Genomic DNA, 20812 nt, shown 5'->3' on the forward strand with positions numbered 1-20812 from the left:
CAGGATCGACAGCTGTTGCGGGTGATAGTTTACCGGCTCACCGCGGTGCTTGGTGCACAAGTTGCGACAAACTTGCGCGGACCGTCCATCAGCACCGAGATCGAACACACCTTCGAGCTAGTGACGACACCGATGCGACGTGACAGATCCCACCGCGGACGAGCCTCCGACGGCGACCGCACCCGGGGCTACGCGACGGCCTGACGCGAGGCATATATCTCGGCAAGAAACTGCTCGACGGCCACCGCGGCATGCGCCGCCCGGGCCGACCCGAAGATGTCGAAAGCATGCTGCGCGCAAGGCAATTCGGCATAGACGACGGGCTGGCGGCTAACCTCGCGTAGTCGCGCGGTGAAGCTGCGCGCCTGTTCGACCGGGACCAACGAGTCGTTGCTGCCGTGTAGCACGAAAAACGCCGGTGCGTCTTGACCGATGTGCGCGATCGGCGACGCGACGCGAAAATCGTGCGGATGGTCGCTGCGCTTGCACTTGAACACGTACTTCTGCACCAGCGGCAGCATCATCGGATGCATCGAGTTGATCGGGCCAGTGAAGTCATAAACACCGTAGAACGGAACAGCCGCTTGCACCCGGGTGTCGGCCTTCTCGAAGCCCGGCTGAAACCGTGGATCGTTGGGGGTTAGCGCGGCAAGTGAAGAAAGATGCCCGCCGGCCGAGCCACCGGTGATCGCAATCCAGTCCGGGTCACCGCCGTAGGAGGCGATGTGCTCCTTTGTCCACGCGATCGCGCGCTTGACGTCGACGATCTGATCGGGCCAGGTGGAGCGTGGGCTGAGCCGGTAGTTGATCGCCACGCAAACCCAACCCAGCTCGGCCAAATGACTCATCAGCGGATGTGCCTGTCCACGTTTGTTTCCGACCATCCAGGCACCCCCGGGAACCTGCAGCAGCACCGGAGCCCGTCCGCCGCGGTCCAGGTCGGGACGTCGCCAGATGTCGAGATGGTTCCTGGAGCCGCACTGCCCGTAACTGACGTCGGCGTCGTGCGCGTAGTCACGGTAGATCCGTAGCATCCGCGCAACGCCGGGTTTCTTCGCGGTGGCGCCCCCGGGCGCGGGCGGCGTCCACAAGTCGCCCACGTCGGTGCGACGGCCGGGGCCCAACCCCGCGTCCAGTGCCGCGGTCAACGGCTCGTTGGCCCGGTGCCCGATGCGGCGCAGACCCAAGAGCCCCAGCCAAGACAGTGCCGATACCAGCCAGCTGAATCGACGTATCCGCACTGGCAGCCGGCGCGACACCGCCGTCAGCGCCGCTAGCTGGACACCGAACACCTGAGCGGGAAGCTCCGAGGCGAGCAAGCCGTAGCCGAACGCGTACGCCGAGCCGTAACCATGCCTCGTCAACGGCCGGTAACCATTAGCGGTGACCGCGAACCCCAGCATGGACACCAACACTGCTGCCAGCCGCTTCACCGTGTTTCCCCGCTTTGCCTGTTCTCCACTGGCTCCTCCATCACGTGATACGCCGGGTCGATCATCGATATGGGTCGGTTACCGCTCTGGCGGGCTTTGCCGGTGATCCGCAACAGCTGACCGGGCTGGATGTCGGCACCCCCACGCCCAGGATGGAACGTCACGCTGATCTCGCCGGTGCTGTCGCCGACGACGATCCACCGAAGCGTGCGTCTGCGTTGACTGATGTCCTCGACTTGACGGACCCGTCCTTCGACGGTGGCGCGTTGTCCGGGTACCAAGCCGGCCACGTTGACCACTGACGACGGCCGCTCGGCGGGTGCCGGGTGCTCGTAGGCGTCGATGTCGCGGTCCTCGCCCTGTGACACCCAGGCTTCGACCTTGCCGAGTTCGCGCGCGACCCGCTGCTCAAACCGTTCGGGGTAGGCCTCCTGGATCCGGGACTGCACGTCATAAGGCACGATGGTCGCCGCGGCGTCCGGGATCAGGCTGATGGCCCGCGCGATCTTGTCGGCGGTGCGGTCATGGAGCAGCCGCCCCAGCAGCGGCGCATAGGTGCGACGTGGCAACAACACCGTCACGTTGGTATCGGGATGTTCGTCGCGCGCCTTGGCGACCAGCAGCTGCGCGGCCCGGTTGATCCGCCGGTCTGGACAGTCCACCACCCGCAGCCGGGTGTCGAGTTCGTAGTGATCCCAACGCTTTCGCAACTGCGCGGCGTAGGTCTCGTCGACCATGAAATGCACCGCGATGAGATCGTCGGCCCGCAATCCTTTGCCGTACCGCAGCGCTTCGATCACCGCGAGGTCAACCGAGTTCACCAGGACAAACACCCGGTGTCGCGCGTACTTCACCAACTCGGGCCGGTCGGTACGAAACGTCTCGAGAATGGCGGCCTCGGCTCGATATTCCCGGTTGAGTCGCATCAGCACAAACACCAGCACCGGGAAGACCACGACCACCAGCCACGCGCCTTCGGTGAACTTCGCCACCGCGAAGATCCCCACAACGATCGTGGACAGGATCCCCGCGGAAAGGTTGATCGCCAGTCGGTGTCGCCAACCGGGTTCCCGGTGAGTCAGATGATGTTTGGTCATCCCGTAGCCGGCCATCGAGAATCCGGTGAACACGCCGATCGCGTAAAACGGGACCAGCGCGTTGACCGAGCCGCCGGTCGTCACCAGCAATGCCACCGACAGCGCAGTGAGCGCGATGATGCCGTTCGAAAACACTAGGCGGTGACCGCGTTTCATCAGCTGCCGCGGCAGGAAGCGGTCTTCGGCCACAAAGCTGGCCAGCGCCGGGAATCCGTTGAAACTGGTGTTGGCACCAGTGAACAAGATGGCAGCCGATGCCGCCTGAACGAGGATAAAGAGGATGGTGCCGATTACCCCGTTACCGAAGACCGCGCGGGCAACCTGCGACAAGACTGACGGATATTCATCGACATACGGCGTTGCGTGGGTCACAAACGCCAGGTACGCAACACCAGCCAGCAAGAATCCAAGAACCGCTGCCATGACAGTAAGCACGCGGCACGCGTTGGGGCCCTGCGGTTTTCGGAAGACGTCGACCGTATTGGAGATCGCCTCAACACCGGTCAGTGACGAACCCCCGTTGGCGAACGCACGCAACAAGGTCAGGATCGTCGCGCCCATCACCAGCCCGCTCCCCTGCTGCACCGGCACCGTTCCGGCCAGCTGATGCGGATCGTATGTCGGTAATTCCCCGACTATTTCGCGGATGACACCGACCATGATTGTCAAGGCGATCATGAAGATGAACGCATAGGTCGCCACCGCGAACGGCATCCCAGCGTCGCGGAGGCCACGCAGGTTCGCGTAGCAGATCAGCAGCACCACACCGACGGTGATCTCCAGGCTGTACGGGCCCAACACGGGGATCGCCGACACCACCGCAACCGTCCCAGCCGCCGACTGCACCGCCACCGTGACCACATAGTCGATCAGCAGAGCGGCCGCGGCGACCTGCGCCACTCGGGGCCCGAAGTTTTCCCGCGCGACGATATAGGACCCACCCGCTCGGGTGTAAGCCATGACGACCTGCCGATACGACGCGGCCACCAGCACCAGAATCAGCAAGATGACACCGGTGACGGGAAGTAACAAGACGAACGCCGCCAACCCGGCATGCGGCAGCAATTCGATCAGGATCTGCTCAGGACCGTAAGCGGTCGACGAAATCGCATCTGGTGAAAGTGCCCCCAGCGCAACCTGGTTCGATAATTTCTCGGATCGCAGTTCCTCGGTGATCAGTGGCTTGCCCAGCAAGACACGCTTGGCTATGTCACCAAACGACAGCGGGATGCGCAGCTTGCCAGCCGAACTACCAGCCGAAGATGTCACGACCACATTCCTTACCCAACAGTGAAGCGCTTAGCTGAGCCGCGCGACGGCGGCAGCGATCCGCTCGTCACTGGCGGTCAGCGCCACCCGCACATGCTGACAACCACCGGTGCCATAGAACTCGCCGGGCGCCACCAGGATTCCACGCGCAGCGAACCACACGACGCTGTCCCGACAAGGCTCGCCGCGGCTGGCCCACAAGTACAAGCCGGCCTCGGAATGGTCGACGGTAAAACCGGCTGATGCGACCGCGGGCAGCAACGCATCCCTTCGGCGCGCGTAGCGATCTCGCTGCTCGTGTTCATGAGCGTCGTCCTCGAGGGCGGCGACCATGGCCGCCTGCACCGGCGTCGGCACCATCATCCCGGCGTGTTTGCGCACCGCCAGTAGTTCAGCGACCAGACCCGGATCTCCGGCGACAAAGCCTGCCCGATACCCGGCCAGCGACGAGCTCTTTGACAGCGAGTGCACCGCCAGCAGCCCGGCATGGTTGCCGTCACAGACCAACGGATGCAGCACCGATAACGGCTCGGCGTCCCAACCTAAACCCAGGTAGCACTCGTCAGAAACCACCACGACACCACGATTGCGTGCCCATCCCACCACCTTGCGCAGGTGGTCCACGCCGAGTACTCGACCGGTCGGGTTGCTCGGGGAGTTGAGGTAGAGCAGCGCCGGGGACTGCGGGCCCAGCTGGGTCAGCGAGTCCGCGCGTAGCACCTGTGCTCCAGCCAGCCGGGCGCCAACGTCATACGTCGGATACGCCAGTTCCGGCACCACAACCACGTCGCCGGCGCGCAGGCCCAGCAGGGTCGGCAACCAGGCGATCAGTTCCTTGGTGCCGATCACGGGCAGCACGGCCGTCTCAGTGAGTCCGGTGATGCCGTAGCGGCGGTCCAACGCGGCCACGGCCGACTCACGCAGCCGCGCGGTGCCGGCGGTGGCGGGATATCCCGCTGCGGAGCTCGCGGCAGCAAGAGCCGCTTGGATCAGCGGCGCGACGGGATCGACCGGGGTGCCAACGGACAGGTCGACGATGCCGTCGGGATGGGTTGCGGCCACGGCTTTCGCGTCGGCCAAGGTGTCCCAGGGAAACACCGGCAGGGACGCCGACACTCGCCCGCGCAGGCGACGCACTCCCCCTGCTAGCTCATCGGCCACCGGCCGGTTCAGTTGCCTTCGCCCTGCGGCGCAAGGTCCTTGACCACTTGCGGATCGTTCTCGGTCATACCGACCTTCGCCGCGCCACCGGGCGATCCCAACTCAACGAAGAAATCGGCGTTGATCTGCGTGTACTGGCTCCACTGTTCGGGCACATCGTCTTCGTAGTAGATCGCTTCGACAGGGCAGACCGGTTCGCACGCCCCACAGTCGACGCATTCGTCAGGGTGGATGTACAGCATCCGAGCGCCCTCGTAGATGCAGTCGACCGGGCATTCCTCAATGCATGCCTTGTCCTTGATGTCGACGCAGGGTTCGGCGATCGTGTACGTCACAAACGTCTCCTCCGTGTACTGCTCAATGTGGGATGCTGTTCGCCTCGCCGCGGCGTCCGCGAGCCGCTCGCCGGACAAAGCGTTCGATTACTGATACTAGACGTTGCACATACACGTCAACCACTGGGCGCACCTGTCAAACGCTGAGGCATTATGCACCTAGTTGCATAGGGTCTAACGTTGCGGTTTATGCTGCCCCGGCTCCAGCGCGGTGAACGACTCCGCCATCAGTCCGTCACCGAGTGCGGGCCGAACCCTGGTGTCGCCCCGTCGGGGTTGCTGTTGGCGAGCCGGAGCGCGACGTCCAGGTAATAGGCGTTGTCCACTGTCGATCCTTACCCATACGCTGACGGCTGTCATGGGTGAACAAGGCTCTTGTACCTTACCGGGCCGGCGGGGTGTCGCGCCTCGCCGGCTGTTCGGGCTGGCCGTCCCGGCGCTCGGCGTGCTCGCGGCGGAACCGCTGTACCTGCTGGTCGACACCGCGGTCGTCGGCCATCTCGGCGGCACCCCGCTCGCCGCGCTCGCCGTCGGCGGGGTCGTGCTCGCCCAGCTGTCCACCCAGCTGACCTTCCTCGCCTACGGCACCACCGCGCGCGCCGCCCGCCAGCACGGCGCCGGCCAGCGAGCCGGCGCGGTGGCTGAGGGGGTGGCCGCCACCTGGCTCGCGCTGGCCGTCGGGCTCGTGCTGGTCGGGGTCGGGCAGCTGTTCGCGGGGCCGGTGGTCCGGCTGCTCGCCGGGCCGGGGCAGGTCGCCGACGCCGCCGTCGGCTGGCTGCGGATCGCGCTGCTCGGCGTGCCGCTGATCCTCGTCACCATGGCCGGCAACGGCTGGATGCGCGGCGTGCAGGAGACCGCGCGGCCGCTGCGCTACGTGTTGGCCGGCAATGGCATCTCCGCGGTGCTGTGCCCGCTGCTGGTGCACGTCGCCGGCATGGGCCTTACCGGCTCCGCGGTGGCCAACGTGGTCGCCCAGGCGATCTCCGCCGCGCTGTTCCTGCGGGCGCTCGCCGTCGAACGGGTGCTGCTGCGCCCGGAGCCGGCCCGGCTGCGTGCCCAGCTCACCGCCGGGCGGGACCTGGTGCTGCGCAGCCTCGCGTTCCAGGCGTGCTTCGTCTCCGCCATCGCCGTCGCCGCGAGGACCTCCGCAGCCGCGGTCGGCGCGCACCAGGTCGTGCTGCAGCTGTGGGTGTTCCTCTCGCTCGTGCTGGACTCGCTGGCCATCGCGGCGCAGGCGCTGGTCGGCGCGGCGCTCGGCGGCCGCGACGAGACGAGTGCCCGTGCGCTGGCCAGGCAGGTCACCGGCTACGGGCTGATCTTCGGCCTGCTGCTCGCCGCGGTGTTCTGCGTGCTGTACCCTGTGCTGCCCAAGGTGTTCACCTCCGACGCGGCGGTGCTCGGCGAGATTCCCAACGCCTGGTGGTTCTTCGTCGCGTTGCAGCCGGTGGCCGGCGTGGTGTTCGCGCTGGACGGCGTGCTGCTCGGTGCGGGCGACGCGGCGTTCCTGCGCACCGCGACGCTCACCGCGGCCCTGCTCGGCTTCCTGCCGATGGCGTGGCTCTCGCTCGCGCTCGACTGGGGACTGATGGGCATCTGGACAGGGCTCACCGCGTTCATGCTGATCCGGCTGGCCACCGTGCTCGGCCGCCTGCGCTCCGGTCGCTGGGCGGTACCCGGCATGATTTCCCCGTGACCTCAGCGGGGACCTCGAAGCGGGCGCGCACGCCGGTGCCGCCGGAGCTCGTCGTGATCGGCAACCACCGCCAGGCAATCGCGCTGATGGTCGACGACGGCCAGACGGCCCGCTCCGTCGCAGTGTTCGCCGTCCCGTGAGCCGGGCTAGGCTCGGGCTCGTGCAGCGGTGGCGTGGACTGGACAGCCTGCCGAGTGGCTGGAGTCGTTGCGTGGCGACCATCGGGGCGTTCGACGGGGTACACAGAGGACACCAGGAGCTGATCAACCGGGCGGTGCAGCTGGCCCGCGGCTGCGGCGTGCCGTGCGTGCTGCCGTTCACCCTGGAGCTGTCCAAGGTGACGCGCGATATCGCCGTCAAGCTGCGTGGTGCCGTTTATGGCTCCGAAGACGGGACCGTTGCGGCGCTGCGTACCCAAATCGCCGCGCTGCGGGCCAACCGCGTCGACACGCTCGCCAGCTATCGCGGGCACGAGAAACACACCTTCCCCGACCCGTCACTGCTGCGCGGCGGCATCCGAGCCGAGGAGAGCACGATCGACGGGCTCGACGAGGTCGCTGCGGCACTTCAGCAGACATCATGACGAGTTCATACCCAAACCTGTTGTCCCCGTTGGACCTTGGCTTTACCACGTTGCGCAATCGGGTGGTCATGGGTTCGATGCATACCGGACTGGAAGACCGAGCTCGCCATATCGATCGGCTCGCCGAATACTTCGCCGAACGCGCACGCGGAGGGGTCGGGCTGATCATTACGGGTGGCTACGCACCGAACCGCACCGGCTGGCTGCTGCCGTTCGCCTCGGAAATGGTTTCCGCCCCGCAAGCCCGCCGGCATCGTCGTGTCACCGGGGCCGTCCACGAATCGGGCGCCAAGATCCTGCTGCAGATCCTGCACGCGGGACGTTATGCGTACCACCCACTTTCGGTCAGCGCGTCGTCAATCAAGGCGCCGATCAACCCGTTCCGGCCGCGAGCGCTGTCGCCCCGGGGCGTCGAAGCAACGATCACCGATTTCACCCGCTGCGCGCAACTGGCTCGCGAGGCCGGCTACGACGGAGTCGAAATCATGGGCAGTGAGGGATACCTGCTCAACCAGTTCCTGGCACCGCGCACCAACAAACGCACCGATTCCTGGGGTGGCACACCGGCCAACCGCCGCCGGCTCCCGGTCGAGATCGTGCGCCGCATCCGCGCCGCCGTCGGATCCGATTTCATTATCTGTTACCGGATGTCGATGGCCGACTACGTCGAGGGCGGCCAAAGCTGGGACGAGATCGTCGCGTTGGCGACCGAGGTGCAGGCCGCGGGCGCGACCATCATCAACTCCGGCTTCGGTTGGCATGAGGCCCGGGTACCGACGATCGTCACCTCGGTGCCGAGCGGCGCCTTCGTCGACATCAGCGACGCTGTCGCCCAACACGTCAGCATCCCCGTGGTGGCGTCCAATCGGATTAACATGCCGCAAGCCGCCGAACAGATCCTGGCCAAGACCCGGGTGCAGCTGATATCGATGGCCCGACCGCTGCTGAGCGACCCGGAGTGGGTGCACAAGAGCGCGACGGACCGTTCCGAGGAGATCAATACCTGCATCGCCTGCAATCAAGCCTGCCTCGACCACGCATTCGCAAAGAAGATGGTGTCGTGCCTGCTCAACCCGCGGGCCGGGCGCGAGACGCAGCTGGTGTTGTCCCCGACCCGGCGCGCCCGCTCAGTGGCCGTCGTCGGGGCCGGTCCGGCCGGACTGGCCGCAGCCGTCAACGCCGCCCAGCGGGGCCACCAGGTGACCCTGTTTGAAGCCAATGATTTCATCGGCGGCCAGTTCGACTTGGCCCGCCGCATTCCCGGCAAAGAGGAATTTAACGAGACCATCCGGTACTTCACCACGATGCTGGACAAACACGGCGTCGTGGTGCGGCTGGGCACCCGAGTCACGGCCGACGAGTTGACCGGCTACGACGACGTTGTGCTGGCCACCGGTGTGGTGCCGCGAATTCCCACCATCCCAGGCATCGATCACCCGATGGTGCTGACGTACGCCGAGGCGATCACCGGCGTCAAGCCGATCGGGAAAACCGTGGCGGTTGTCGGCGCCGGCGGCGTCGGCTTCGACGTCAGTGAATTCCTGGTCACCGACGCTTCGCCGACGCATGAACCAAAGGACCTGAAAAAATGGAAGGCCGAATGGGGCGCCGCGGATCCACCAGAAGCACGCGGTGCACTGACCGCTCCGCTGCCGGCGCCGGCTGCGCGTGAGGTGTTTTTGCTGCAGCGCAGCACGGGCCCGCAGGGCAAAGGGCTGGGCCGGACGTCCGGGTGGGTGCACCGGGCGTCGTTGAAGGCCAAAGGGGTGCACCAACTCTGCGGGGTGAATTACGAGCGGATCAGCGACGACGGGCTGCACATTAGTTTCGGAGCGAACCGACAGCGCCCACGACTGCTCGCGGTTGACAATGTGGTGCTCTGTGCGGGCCAGGAGCCGGTCCGCGATCTGGAGAATGCGCTACGAGCTGCGGGTATTGACCCACACATCATCGGCGGGGCGGCCTTTGCCGCGGAGCTGGACGCAAAGCGCGCCATCAAGCAGGGCACCGAGCTGGCGGCCCGGCTCTAGCGGGTGCGCCCAATTTCGCTGACCACGAACCCGGAAGGCCTGGTAACCTCGACCGCAGACGGCAACCACCGGGTAGATGCCGTCGCCGTCTTGTTGGCGGTGCACTAACTGGGGAAGGTGTCCACATGGTTAGGTCTTTGGCCAAATTGGCTGCCACCCTGGGCGGTGTGGCGCTGGCGCTGGCCGCTGCGGCCGGGATCGCATCCGCAGATCCACTGGATGGGGTCATCAACACGAGCTGCAATTACGGGCAAGTGGTGGCAGCGCTCAACGCGACGGATCCGGGTGCTGCGGCGCAATTGAACGCATCGCCGATCGCGCAGTCTTATTTGCACCAGTTCCTCGCCGCTCCGCCACCGAGACGCGCACAGATGGCCGCGCAGTTGCAGGTAATGCCCGGGGCTGGGCAGTACCTCGGCCTGGTCGAGTCGGTTGCCGGCACCTGCAACAACTACTGAGCCGCGCAGCCGCGGGTTAGCTCCGCGGCGAGCGCGCACCTGAGGGTTACGCCGCTAGCGGAGCATAGGTGGTGGTGCGCTGGCGTGCGGGGCGGCCAATGCCCTCCGCGATCGCGATCAACTCGGCGACGGTCTTGGCGGAGCCGTATTCCGAACCGGCCATCCGCGAGATGGTTTCCTCCATCAACGTGCCGCCTAGGTCGTTGGCGCCCCCGTTGAGCATTACCTGCGTGCGCGCCACACCTAGCTTCACCCAGCTGGTTTGAATGTGAGAGATACGGCCGTGCAGCATGATTCGCGCCAGCGCATGCACGGCGCGGTTGTCGCGATGGGTGGGCCCGGGACGCGCCGCGCCGGCCAGGTACAACGGCGAATTCTGGTGCACGAAAGGCAATGGCACAAATTCGGTGAAGCCACCGGTGCGGTCCTGGATGTCGCGTAGGACCTGGAGGTGAGCTACCCAGTGTCGTGGACCGTCGACATGGCCGTACATCATGGTCGACGAAGAGCGCAGGCCCACCTCATGAGCCGTGGTGACGATCTCGACCCACATCGACGTCGGCAACTTGCCCTTGGTGAGCACCCAGCGCACTTCGTCGTCCAGGATTTCGGCTGCGGTGCCGGGAATGGTGTCCAGGCCAGCCTCGCGCAGGCTGATCAGCCACTCACGAATACTCAACCCGCTCTTGGTCACCCCGTTGGCGATCTCCATCGGGGAAAACGCGTGCACATGCATCGACGGGACCCGGGCCTTGACGGCGCGCACCAGATCGGCGTAGCCGGTGACCGGTAGCTCGGGGTCGATACCACCCTGCATACATACCTCGGTGGCACCGGCAACGTGTGCCTCCCACGCGCGATCGGCGACCTCCTCGCTGGACAACGAGTAGGCATCGGCATCACCCTTGCGTTGGGCGAACGCGCAGAACCGGCAACCGGTGTAACAGATGTTGGTGAAGTTGATGTTGCGGTTCACCACGAACGTCACGTCGTCACCCACCGCATCACGCCGCAACGAATCTGCCAGTGCAGCAACAGCTTCCAGTGCAGGACCGTCGGCGGTGGCCAACGCCAGATATTCGTCGTCGGTGCACCCGGCGGGATCGCGTTCAGCTGAGCGCAGCGCGGCAAGCACATCGGTGTCTAGGCGTTCTGGCGCTTTGGCGCCTTGCGAGGCCAGCTCGTGCACGTGGGCACGGATTGATTCCCAGTCGCCGAATGCGCTGTCGAGGTCGCTGCGGGCTTCGGTGATGCGGCCTTGCGTGTCGATCGCCGCACCCAGATCCACCCGACCGGCGGACTCCACGTCGTCGGGCTCCTGCCAGGGCATGCCCACTGGATTGACATCGCGAGCCATGCCGGTCACCGGATCCGCCAGTGCCGCCACATGACCGGCCACCCGTGGGTCGATCCATGCCGCGCCCGCCTGCACATATTTGGGTTGGGCGGTCAACCGCTGCACCAAGGCGTAACCAGCCTCCGCGGTGACAGCAGCTAATTCACGCAAAGCGGGCCAGGGCCGTTCCGGGTTGACGTGGTCGGGCGTCAGTGGTGAGACACCACCCCAATCGTCGACACCGGCAGCGACCAACGCGAGACACTCGTCGCGCGACACCAGGTTCGGCGGCGCCTGAATACGCATCCCTGGACCCAGCACCAGCCGCGCAACGGCCACGGTTGCCAGGTAATCCTCGATCCCGGCATCCGGCGCCGCGGCCATCGCAGTATGTTCCTTGGCCCGGAAATTCTGCACGATCACTTCCTGGATATGGCCGAACTCCTTGTGCGACTTGCGAATCGCGTGCAAGGTTTCGGCACGCTCAGCCAACGTCTCGCCGATGCCCACCAGTAGACCGGTAGTGAACGGAATAGACAACCGGCCCGCATCAGTCAGCACCCGCAACCGCACCGCCGGGTCTTTGTCTGGGCTGCCGTAGTGCGCAAGGCCTTTCGTTTCGAATAGCCGTCGTGACGTCGTCTCCAGCATCATGCCCATCGACGGCGCCACCGGTTTGAGTCGCGACAGCTCCGACCAACTCATCACGCCGGGATTCAAGTGCGGCAACAGCCCGGTCTCCTCCAACACGCGAATCGCCATCGCCCGCAGATAGGACAACGTGGAGTCATAACCCCGTTCGGCGAGCCACTCGCGCGCTTGCGCCCAGCGATCCTCAGGCCGGTCGCCGAGGGTGAATAGCGCTTCCTTGCAACCGAGTTCACCTCCGCGACGGGCGATGTCGAGGATCTCGTCGGGCTCCAGGTACATCCCGGCGCCTTGGGCGCGCAGCGTACCTGGGGCGGTGACGAAGGTGCAGTAGTGACAGCTGTCGCGGCACAGATGGGTGACGGGGATGAACACCTTCCGCGAATAGGTGATCGGCAACCGGCCGTCTGCGTCGCGTCGCCCAGCCGTCTCGAGACCCGCGTCGCGTACCCGCGCCGCGCTTGCGCAGAGGTCAGCCAGCTCCTCGCCACGTGCGGTCATCGCGACGGCCGCCTCGTCGATATTCAGCGCGACGCCGTCTCGAGCCCGCCGCAATACCCGCCGTAGCGCCGACGGATTGGGCTTGGGCGGAACGACAGGGCTAGAAAGAGCTGTGGGCTTCATGGGATCCTGGCCTTCAGTCAGCGGCACGTTGGTGTAACTTCCCCACACTCAAATTTCATCCGCGACGTCCCCAACATATTCGCAACACTAGCGCCAGACCATAGCTGGCACGCGGTCGAGTATCCCGGTGTCATCGCCGCGCGGCGAACGCTCGGCTAACCGTTTCGCGGACATCGCCGCTAATCAGCCGGGGATCGCGATACGATTCCTTCAATCGGTCACCACTAGGCGATAGCCGCGTTGTTGCGGACGCACGGGGGAGGTACGGGATGTCTTTCGTACTCGCCACGCCAGATGCGCTGGTTACCGCGGCCTCGGACTTGGCCGGTATTGGTTCCACGCTTAACGCCGCCAATGCAGCAGCGGCGGCCCCGACAACCGGAATACTGGCCGCCGCCGCGGATCAGGTGTCGACGCAGATCGCTGCGCTGTTTTCCCAGCATGCGCAGGGGTATCAGCGGCTGAGCGCGCAGCTGGCCGCGTTTCATGAGCAGTTCGTGCAGGCTATGAGCACCAGTGCCAGCACATATGCCGCGGCGGAGGCCAACGCCGTGCAGACGCTGGTCAATGCGGTGAACAGGCCCGCCGAGCTGCTGCTGGGGCACCCGTTGCTTGGCGGCGGCGCCCACGTGGGCGGTCACCCGGCGGCCGGCGGCGTCTGGTCGAACGTCGCGGGACGCATCGAGAGTGTGCTGTTGGGCAACAGTGGGGCCGGGCTGATCGGCAACGCGTTCGGTCTCCCCGGCGGTAGCGGAGCAGCCGCGAATCACACTGGCGCCAGCGTGTTGGGGCTCCGGCCTACCGGCGGTGCCAGGGGCCTCACCGCTGCCGCGAACGCCCTGCTGCAGCCGGCGAATCTGACCAACGCTGCGGCAGCGCCGGCGGCAGCCGGATCGATCGGCACCGCGATCGAGAATCTCTACCTCGCCGTTGAGCCATGGGTGCAGTACGGCTTCAATTTGCTGTCTTACGTGGTGGGTTGGGTGCCCTGGATCGGTATCTTGGCGCCGCAGATCAATTTCTTCTACTACCTGTTCGAGCCCATGGTGCAAAGCGCCCTGTTCAACACAATCGACTGGCTGGGCGGAACAATCACCTTCAGTCAAGGGCTGAGCAATTTCTGGGCGGCCACCACGGCGTCGGTCAACCAATTCATCCAGACCGAGGTCAACTGGGTGCTGAGTTTCCTCCCACCGCTGCCGCCACTCCCGTAAAACCGATCCGTCAGCCGTAGCGGTTGCGCTGCCACAGCACCCACACCGGCGGCGAGACGCCCAACAAAATCAGCCACAGCGCTCCGTAGGCCATGACCCCCTTGCCCCCCAAAACGACATCATCGCCGGGACCGCCCAGACTGAGTAGCCCGACGGTGAGCAGCCATGTCCACAAGGGCAACGCAGCTAACCGCGGTGACCTCGTCCAGCGTCCGGCGGCCCACACCAGCGCCGCATTGACCAATCCGCTGATCAACCCGCTGATGGGAAACGGAACAGAGCCGATATAAAGAGGTAGCAGCATCGCCCCGCCCAATGCAGACAAAACCCCATCGACAGCCAAGAGCGCCAGGACAACGACGCGAATGGCGGGATCTGACGCGTCGCTGTCCTCAACCGACGCGGCGCGTGGCTTGGTTTCGGTCAGGTCGGGACACTGTCGATCTGCGAGAGCACCGATGCGATTTCCCACTGCAGGCTGTCGAGTCGGTCCTGCCAATGCTGCAGGTTAGGGTCCAGGTCGGGGTCCATACCAAGTTCCTTCCACCCGCTCTGCCAAGCTATCTGACTGGCAGCCTACCGCGCATCAGATCCATCCAGGCCCAGTCCCGCGAGCAGATCGGTTTCCCAACCACGCTCATCGCGATCCCCCGCGCAGCCGGCGGCGAGAACGTAGTGCTCTTGCGCGAGAATCGGCAGCGCCATGTTGTTCGACAGGGCGCAGGCCCGGCCGGTCGGGCCGACGACGACTTGGGTGGCGTGCGCGGCCAGCGCGGCCGCCTTGGCGGCGCATGCGTCTAGGGTTGCCTCGACGACGGCATCGATGTCTTCGTCGGAATATCCGAAGTCGAACTCTTCACGCGGCGGGATCGTCCACTCGGGCTGCAAATCGTTGCCCTGCAGCGCGTTCACCCCGGCCTCGAATGCGCTGAGGGCGAAGACGGACCAGTAGAACTTTGGTACTGTCCACGGCGCCCCCGGGTATTCGGTGCCTGAGCCAGCGGCGGCCACCGCGGCTGTGGTGACACGGTGGGTGTGGACGTGGTCGGGATGGCCGTATCCGCCGTGGGGATCGTAGGTCACCACGACGTGCGGACGCAGTTCACGGATGATCGCGACCAGGGCCCCGACGGCCTCGTGTTCGTCGGCGTCGATGAACCGCTGACGACGCCGCGGCGCGGTGCCGCGCATGCCCGAGTCGCGCCAGCGACCCGCGCCGCCGAGATAAATGGGTGCGCCGACCCCCAACGCCCGCAACGCCTCAGTGAGCTCAAAGATTCGGTAGCCGCCGAGTTGGTCCGCGTGATCGACGGCCAGCTCCGCCCAGCGGTCACCGATGACCTCGCCTTCCTCGCCGAGTGTGCATGTCACTACCTGCACCTGAGCCCCGCGCGAGGTGTAGTGCGCGATGGTGGCGCCGTTGCTGAGGCTCTCGTCGTCGGGATGGGCATGTACGAACAGCAGCCGCGGCGTCTCGGACATGGACGCACCCTACCGGAGCCAGCTACCATGTCGAGCGGTCCGCGCTGCGGGATCCGGCAACAGCAAATAGGAACGCCAGCGGCTACTATCGAAAAATGGCGCAGCCCACCCAAACGACCCCGAACGCCGGCCGGAGCCGCCGGCGAGGCGAGGTTCTTGAACATGCCCTCTACGAGGCCACGTTGGCCGAACTGGCTGAAACCGGGTATGGCGGGCTAACTATGGAGGGCATCGCGGTGCGCGCCCGCACCGGCAAGGCGGCGTTGTATCGTCGCTGGGCCAGCAAGCATGACCTGGTGCACGCCGCGCTGTGGCACGTTCTGCCGCCATTCCCCGAGCCGCGTGCCGGCCGGTCGGCTAGGGAGAACCTGCTGACGGTGTTGACCGCCCACCGCGACGTGCTGGCCGGCAAGACCGCCTTTCCCGGCTTGGAAACCATCCACCAGCTCCTTCACGAACCGGAGATGCGCGCCATCTTCGCCGACGCAGTGGTGGCGCCGCGCCTCAAGATCATCGATTCGATCTTGCAAACCGCCGTCCACTATGGCGACATCGATCCGGCCACCATCACCCCGCTGACGGCACGGATCGGGCCCGCGTTGATTAACCAGCACTTTCTGCTCACCGGGCTCCTGCCGAACCGACGCGAGCTGGCGCTTATCGTCGACACCGTGATCCCCGCCAAAGGCAGCCACAACCGCGGCACGGGCTAGCTGCTGTTTGCGCCGAGATTGCCGCTATGGTTGCGATCGGCGCTCGGGGCACAGCCTTGACGGCAATCTCGGCGCGTTTTAGGGCCCGGTTTTGGTCCATTGGCCGGCGTCGCCGACGATGCCGACCGGTACCGCTCCAGAAAGGCTGACGTTCTGCACGCTCGGGCCGGCCGCGACGATGGTGGTGTCCTGCAAGATCGGCAACACGGTCGACATGTTCCACAATCGCGGCTCGACCGCGGTAATCACGTCGTTGATGTTCTTGCTGCCATTGAGGGCGGCATCAATATTCGACTGGATGCTGCGATCGCAGATGCCGGTGAGATTCGACGGCGCCCGAACCAGCGCGCCGGGCTCGGGCGAGCGGCTGTTCGGGGTCGGTGGCTGCGCCTGACCGCCAGGCGGTGTCGGCCCAGCAGGCGGCGGAGGCCCGGCAGGGCCAGCGGGACTGGCCGTCGGAGCATTGGGGGTCGATACCTCCGTCGCCTGCAATGCGGGGCAGCCGTACCGCGAGGCCAACAGCGTCGCCAGGTTTCCGCCGGCCTGATGCCAGCCGACGATCGCATCCACCCGGTTATCGTTCAACGCGTCGCGATAAAGCACCACCGGATCCAGCGCCAGCACCGTCGCGGCGATACCGACATTGCGTAACTGGTCGGCGGCCGTGTTAGCCACGGCCACGGAGGTCGGGTCGTTCGACGCGACGCCGATGACCAGCGAAAGCTGTTGGCCGTCCTTGCTGATCCGGCCGCGAATGACTTCCGGCGGTCTGGTGCTCACCGATGCCGTCGAATTGGGCAGTGTCGTGGAATTGGGCGGCACCGGCGAAGCCGACATGGTGGGATCGACCTGGAATCCGGACGCGGTCAGCAACGCCATCGCCGCCGGAGTGGTCATCGCCGGTGGCGCGGTCGGCTCATAGTTGGGGTCACTTGGCGATCGGATCTGGGCCTGGTCCAGCGTCACGGTATTGTCGCTGCCGGCACCCACAGCGGCCAGCAGGTCAACGTCGAGCAATCCCAAAATCGCCTTGCGAACCCTGGTGTCGGCCAGCTTGGGCACGTTGGCGCGCAACGTGAACTGCATGACCCGCGGCGTCACAATCCGGGCAGTCCGCACCCCGGGAATTGCGGACAACTGGGCGAAGGCGGCGGAGCCGCCATGCACCTGGGCCAGCTGGGTGTCGCCGTTGCGCACCGAATCGGCCAGCGTGGCCGGCGCGCCAGCACGGCGGAAAAGAATGAGCCCGGGTTTGGCGGGCGGTCCCCAGTAGCGGTCATTGCGGGCGATCAGGATTTCGTCGCGCTGCGGGTCGATGTTCTCCACCCGAAACTGTCCGCCAGTGACCGGCAGCGCCCGAGCCAACCCGGCCGCGAAACCGCCCGGCACGTCCTTGACGATGTGCGCCGGCAGGATGTTACTGAATAACTCCCGCCAAGCCGGATACGGTTGCGCGAAGGTGACGACGGCCTGCTTACCACCCTCGAGCGACTGCACACCAGTGATCAGGTCGTATCCGGCCGGATCGACGACGCCGGGCTGACTGACCATCTGCCGCCACAGGTACCAGAAGTCGTCCGCCGCGATCGGGGCATTGTCAGTCCACTGCGCCTCGGGCCGAATCTTGTAGGTCACCGTGAACGGAGTTTGGTTGGTGACCTCCGCGGACACCAGCAGGTTCGGGTCCATGTCCCAGCGTGAGCCGGTGGGCGAGCTGGGATCGGGCGCCGGCCGAAATGCGCTCGGCAACACCAGCGCGCTGATCGCCGCATTCACCGCCGACAGATCGGACAGCAGATGCGGGTTGAAACCGGCGCCGATCGAGTCAATGCCCATGATGATCTGGGTGATCCGCGGCGGCGGCGGTGAGCTTCGCGACGTTTCGGTGCTTTGCGGCGCCGGTGGCGGGCTGACGGTGCACGCCGACACCACCAGCGCCACGAGCGTAACGCCACGGCGAAATCTGGCCCGGTTTTTCGCCGTGGCGTTACGCTCGCGGGCCGACACCGAATTAGCCCCGGGCCTTGGCTCGTGCCCGGCTGCGGGCCCGAGCGGTGGCGTCCAGCTCGACCTTACGCACCCGCACAATCTCGGGCGTCACCTCAACACATTCGTCGGACGCGCAGAATTCCATCGCCCGCTCCAGGTCCAGCTCCAGCGGTTTGGCCAACGTCTCGATGACATCCGCGGTCGATGACCGCATGTTGGTCAGCTTCTTCTCGCGGGTGACATTGATATCGAGATCTTCCGGGCGCGGGTTGATTCCGACGACCATGCCCGCGTAGGTGTCCTGGCCGGGCTCGACAAAGAACTGGCCCCGATCGGCGAGCTGCAGCAGCGCGAACGGCGTAATGGTGCCGGTCCGGTCGGAGACCAGCGACCCGGTATGCCGGGCTCGGATTTCCCCGGCCCACGGCCGATAACCGTCGAACACAGCGTTGGCGATGCCGGTGCCGCGAGTCAGCGTGAGGAAGTCGGTACGGAAGCCAATCAAGCCACGGCTGGGCACCACGAAGTCCATCCGCACCCAGCCCGCAGCATGGTTGGCCATCTCCTCCATGCGGCCCTTGCGGCCGGCCATCAACTGGGTGATCGCGCCGACGAACTCCTCGGGACAGTCAATCGTCATCGCCTCGAACGGCTCGTGCAGCTTGCCATCGATCGTGCGGGTGACCACCTGCGGCTTGCCGACCGTGAGCTCGAACCCTTCCCGACGCATCGTCTCAACCAGCACCGCCAACGCAAGCTCGCCTCGGCCCTGCACCTCCCACGCGTCGGGCCGGCCGATGTCCACCACGCGGATCGACACGTTGCCGACCAACTCGGCGTCCAGCCGGTTGCGGACCATCCGTGCGGTCAGCTTGTGGCCCGACACCTTGCCTGCCAGCGGCGAGGTGTTGGTGCCGATTGTCACCGAGATGGCCGGCTCGTCGACGGTGATGCGCGGCAACGCATGGGCATGCTCGGGATCGGCCAGCGTGTCGCCGATCATGATCTCGGGCAGCCCGGCGACGGCCACGATGTCCCCTGCCGCCGCTTCCTCCGTGGCGCTGCGCTCGACGCCTTCTGTCGCAAGCAACTCGGTGATCTTGGCGTTGGTGATGACGGGCAGCCCATCTACCTCACGCATCCACGCCACCTGCTGACCCTTGCGCAGCTTGCCGTTGTAGATGCGGACCAACGCGAGCCGGCCGAGGAAGGCCGAGGCGTCCAGGTTGGTCACCAACGCCTGCAGCGGCGCCTCCGGGTCGCCCTTCGGCCGCGGGATGTGTTCCATCAGCACGTCGAACAACGGGTCGAGGTTGTCGCCCGCGGGCACCGCACCGTCAGCGGGCTGCTCGGTGCTGGCGATGCCGGCACGCCCGGACGCATACAACGTCGGCAGGCCCAGCGCACGCTCGGCGGCCGCGGCCGCTTCGTCGTCAAGATCGGACGCGACGTCAAGCAACAGGTCGTGGCTGGCCTCCACCACCTCGGCGATGCGTGCGTCGGGCCGGTCTGTCTTGTTGACCACCAGGATCACCGGCAGATGCGCGGCCAGCGCCTTGCGCAGCACGAACCGCGTCTGCGGCAACGGACCCTCGGAGGCGTCGACCAGCAGCAACACTCCGTCCACCATGGACAGCCCACGCTCCACCTCACCGCCGAAGTCGGCGTGGCCGGGCGTGTCGATCACGTTGATCACCGTCACCGTGCCGTCCGAATTATGGCGGTGGACGGCCGTGTTTTTAGCCAGGATCGTGATGCCCTTTTCCCGTTCCAGGTCACCGGTATCCATCACACGCTCCTGAACTTCACCGCGTTCGTGTAGCGCGCCGGACTGCCGCAGCATCGCGTCAACCAGCGTGGTTTTACCGTGGTCGACGTGCGCGACGATGGCGACATTGCGGAATGGCACGTCGGTGATTGTGGCAGGTCTGACCAGCAGACGCAGAATCGCACTGTGCGAGCCTTCCGCGTGCGATTCTGCGACCGCTCGCCAGCGCTAGCCGCGGCGCCGGTTACCAGCCGCGACGACGTGGCGCTGAACCGATTAATTCATGCTTTTGCGCCACCTCGCGACTGCGGTACACGATATAAGGCCGAAACAGGTAGCCGATCGGCGCGCTGAACGCGTGCACCAGCCGGGTAAACGGCCACAGCGCGAACAAGGCGAGAGCGATCAGCACGTGCACGTGGAAGTACCACGGCGCCTGCGCCATCAGATCACCGCGTGGGTCCAGGATCCAAATCGACCGGAACCAGATCGACACCGTCTGGCGGTAGTCGTGCACCTCGCCATAGTGTGTGGCACCCATCAGGGTGCAGCCCAAACCCGCCACCAGCGCGCACACCAGCACCAGGTACATCAACTTGTCGTTGCGGGTGGTGGCCATGAACACCGCGCCACGGGTGCGGCGCCGATAGATCAGCAACGCAATACCGGTCAGGGCAGCAAGCCCGGCGGGCGCGCCGAGCAGCAGCGACTGCAGGTGGTAGAGGTGATCGCTCATCCCAAGCGCCTCGGTCCACGACTCTGGAATAAACAGACCCACGACGTGGCCCATGATCACCATCAGGCTGCCGAAGTGAAACATCGGGCTGCCGATCGACAGCAACTTCGACTCATACAGCTGCGACGAACGGGTGGTCCAGCCGAACTTGTCGTAGCGATACCGCCACCAGGTGCCGACCGCTGCGATCGCCAGCACAACGTAGGGCACGTCGTCCCAGAAGATCTCCAGTAACTTCATGTG

The 20812-nt window shown here is 65.8% G+C and carries 16 protein-coding genes and 2 pseudogenes; 8 read left to right on the forward strand and 10 right to left on the reverse strand.

Going from position 1 to position 20812, the window contains the following annotated elements:
* Positions 1 to 188: 188 nt before the first annotated feature.
* Genes B586_RS14820 through fdxA form a run of 4 tightly spaced genes read right to left on the reverse strand, consistent with a single transcriptional unit; the run spans position 189 to position 5295 of the window.
* The gene (locus tag B586_RS14820; protein WP_054880890.1) at positions 189 to 1403 is read right to left on the reverse strand and encodes an alpha/beta hydrolase; all 1215 of its coding nucleotides are present in this window, start codon (positions 1401 to 1403) and stop codon (positions 189 to 191) included.
* A 26-nt stretch (positions 1404 to 1429) separates the two neighbouring features.
* The gene (locus B586_RS14825; protein WP_418001108.1) at positions 1430 to 3799 is read right to left on the reverse strand and encodes an APC family permease; all 2370 of its coding nucleotides are present in this window, start codon (positions 3797 to 3799) and stop codon (positions 1430 to 1432) included.
* Positions 3800 to 3829: 30 nt separating this feature from the next.
* The gene (dapC, locus tag B586_RS14830) at positions 3830 to 4915 is read right to left on the reverse strand and encodes a succinyldiaminopimelate transaminase (protein WP_047314977.1); all 1086 of its coding nucleotides are present in this window, start codon (positions 4913 to 4915) and stop codon (positions 3830 to 3832) included.
* 53 nt (positions 4916 to 4968) lie between these two features.
* Positions 4969 to 5295 carry a ferredoxin gene (fdxA, locus tag B586_RS14835; RefSeq protein ID WP_047315021.1) on the reverse strand — a complete coding sequence of 109 codons (327 nt, stop codon included), beginning with the start codon at positions 5293 to 5295 and terminating at the stop codon, positions 4969 to 4971.
* A 358-nt stretch (positions 5296 to 5653) separates the two neighbouring features.
* On the opposite strand from fdxA, the gene B586_RS14840 reads away from it, so the two are divergent.
* The 6 genes and pseudogenes from B586_RS14840 to B586_RS14855 all read left to right on the forward strand — a co-directional run bounded on the left by B586_RS14840 (position 5654) and on the right by B586_RS14855 (position 10059).
* Entirely contained in the window at positions 5654 to 6988 is a 1335-nt protein-coding gene (locus tag B586_RS14840) for an MATE family efflux transporter (RefSeq protein ID WP_054879560.1), read from the forward strand.
* A complete protein-coding gene (locus B586_RS21040; protein ID WP_156406796.1) occupies positions 6985 to 7128 on the forward strand; it encodes a hypothetical protein in 144 nt (47 codons plus the stop codon). Before B586_RS14840 ends, B586_RS21040 begins: the two co-directional genes overlap by 4 nt.
* 20 nt (positions 7129 to 7148) lie before the next feature.
* Positions 7149 to 7301, forward strand: a pseudogene (locus B586_RS22610) (adenylyltransferase/cytidyltransferase family protein); the annotation flags it as partial.
* Between the two features lie 27 nt (positions 7302 to 7328).
* Positions 7329 to 7571: pseudogene (locus B586_RS14845) on the forward strand (PadR family transcriptional regulator); the annotation flags it as partial.
* A complete protein-coding gene (locus B586_RS14850) occupies positions 7568 to 9601 on the forward strand; it encodes an NADPH-dependent 2,4-dienoyl-CoA reductase (protein ID WP_054879559.1) in 2034 nt (677 codons plus the stop codon). The pseudogene B586_RS14845 and the gene B586_RS14850, both read left to right, overlap by 4 nt.
* Before the next feature lie 125 nt (positions 9602 to 9726).
* On the forward strand, positions 9727 to 10059 hold the full coding sequence (locus tag B586_RS14855; protein ID WP_047314981.1) for a hemophore-related protein: 333 nt from the start codon (positions 9727 to 9729) through the stop codon (positions 10057 to 10059).
* Between the two features lie 46 nt (positions 10060 to 10105).
* Here the strand turns inward: B586_RS14855 and B586_RS14860 are convergent, their stop codons facing one another.
* Positions 10106 to 12667, reverse strand: a complete 2562-nt coding sequence (locus tag B586_RS14860; protein WP_168162598.1) for a bifunctional FO biosynthesis protein CofGH — start codon at positions 12665 to 12667, stop codon at positions 10106 to 10108.
* A gap of 269 nt (positions 12668 to 12936) precedes the next feature.
* Here B586_RS14860 and B586_RS22530 point away from each other — a divergent pair, with 269 nt between their 5' ends.
* Positions 12937 to 13881, forward strand: coding sequence for a PE family protein (locus B586_RS22530; RefSeq protein WP_054879557.1), 945 nt, complete (start codon positions 12937 to 12939; stop codon positions 13879 to 13881).
* Between the two features lie 10 nt (positions 13882 to 13891).
* Here the strand turns inward: B586_RS22530 and B586_RS22165 are convergent, their stop codons facing one another.
* Positions 13892 to 14353 carry a hypothetical protein gene (locus B586_RS22165; protein WP_054879556.1) on the reverse strand — a complete coding sequence of 154 codons (462 nt, stop codon included), beginning with the start codon at positions 14351 to 14353 and terminating at the stop codon, positions 13892 to 13894.
* Between the two features lie 104 nt (positions 14354 to 14457).
* On the reverse strand, positions 14458 to 15363 hold the full coding sequence (gene mshB, locus B586_RS14875; RefSeq protein ID WP_054879555.1) for an N-acetyl-1-D-myo-inositol-2-amino-2-deoxy-alpha-D-glucopyranoside deacetylase: 906 nt from the start codon (positions 15361 to 15363) through the stop codon (positions 14458 to 14460).
* 95 nt (positions 15364 to 15458) lie between these two features.
* On the opposite strand from mshB, the gene B586_RS14880 reads away from it, so the two are divergent.
* Complete coding sequence (locus B586_RS14880) at positions 15459 to 16076, forward strand: TetR/AcrR family transcriptional regulator (RefSeq protein WP_054879554.1); 618 nt, start codon at positions 15459 to 15461, stop codon at positions 16074 to 16076.
* 78 nt (positions 16077 to 16154) lie between these two features.
* Here B586_RS14880 and B586_RS14885 read toward each other — a convergent pair whose 3' ends face one another.
* The 3 genes from B586_RS14885 to narI form a co-directional block, all read right to left on the reverse strand.
* Positions 16155 to 18017, reverse strand: a complete 1863-nt coding sequence (locus tag B586_RS14885) for an ABC transporter family substrate-binding protein (RefSeq protein ID WP_156406798.1) — start codon at positions 18015 to 18017, stop codon at positions 16155 to 16157.
* Positions 18018 to 18087: 70 nt separating this feature from the next.
* Entirely contained in the window at positions 18088 to 19974 is a 1887-nt protein-coding gene (typA, locus tag B586_RS14890) for a translational GTPase TypA (protein ID WP_047314988.1), read from the reverse strand.
* Between the two features lie 103 nt (positions 19975 to 20077).
* Positions 20078 to 20809, reverse strand: coding sequence for a respiratory nitrate reductase subunit gamma (gene narI / locus B586_RS14895; protein ID WP_047314989.1), 732 nt, complete (start codon positions 20807 to 20809; stop codon positions 20078 to 20080).
* Positions 20810 to 20812 lie beyond the last annotated feature (3 nt).

The organism is Mycobacterium haemophilum DSM 44634, assembly GCF_000340435.2.
Taxonomy (GTDB): domain Bacteria; phylum Actinomycetota; class Actinomycetes; order Mycobacteriales; family Mycobacteriaceae; genus Mycobacterium; species Mycobacterium haemophilum.

Coding starts and splice junctions, on each gene's coding strand:
- B586_RS14820 (WP_054880890.1), bottom strand. CDS start 1,403: ATGCTGGGGTTCGCGGTCACCGCTAATGGTTACCGGCCGTTGACGAGG.
- B586_RS14850 (WP_054879559.1), top strand. CDS start 7,568: ATGACGAGTTCATACCCAAACCTGTTGTCCCCGTTGGACCTTGGCTTT.
- B586_RS14855 (WP_047314981.1), top strand. CDS start 9,727: ATGGTTAGGTCTTTGGCCAAATTGGCTGCCACCCTGGGCGGTGTGGCG.
- B586_RS14840 (WP_054879560.1), top strand. CDS start 5,654: ATGGGTGAACAAGGCTCTTGTACCTTACCGGGCCGGCGGGGTGTCGCG.
- narI (WP_047314989.1), bottom strand. CDS start 20,809: ATGAAGTTACTGGAGATCTTCTGGGACGACGTGCCCTACGTTGTGCTG.
- mshB (WP_054879555.1), bottom strand. CDS start 15,363: ATGTCCGAGACGCCGCGGCTGCTGTTCGTACATGCCCATCCCGACGAC.
- B586_RS14860 (WP_168162598.1), bottom strand. CDS start 12,667: ATGAAGCCCACAGCTCTTTCTAGCCCTGTCGTTCCGCCCAAGCCCAAT.
- B586_RS14880 (WP_054879554.1), top strand. CDS start 15,459: ATGGCGCAGCCCACCCAAACGACCCCGAACGCCGGCCGGAGCCGCCGG.
- B586_RS22530 (WP_054879557.1), top strand. CDS start 12,937: ATGTCTTTCGTACTCGCCACGCCAGATGCGCTGGTTACCGCGGCCTCG.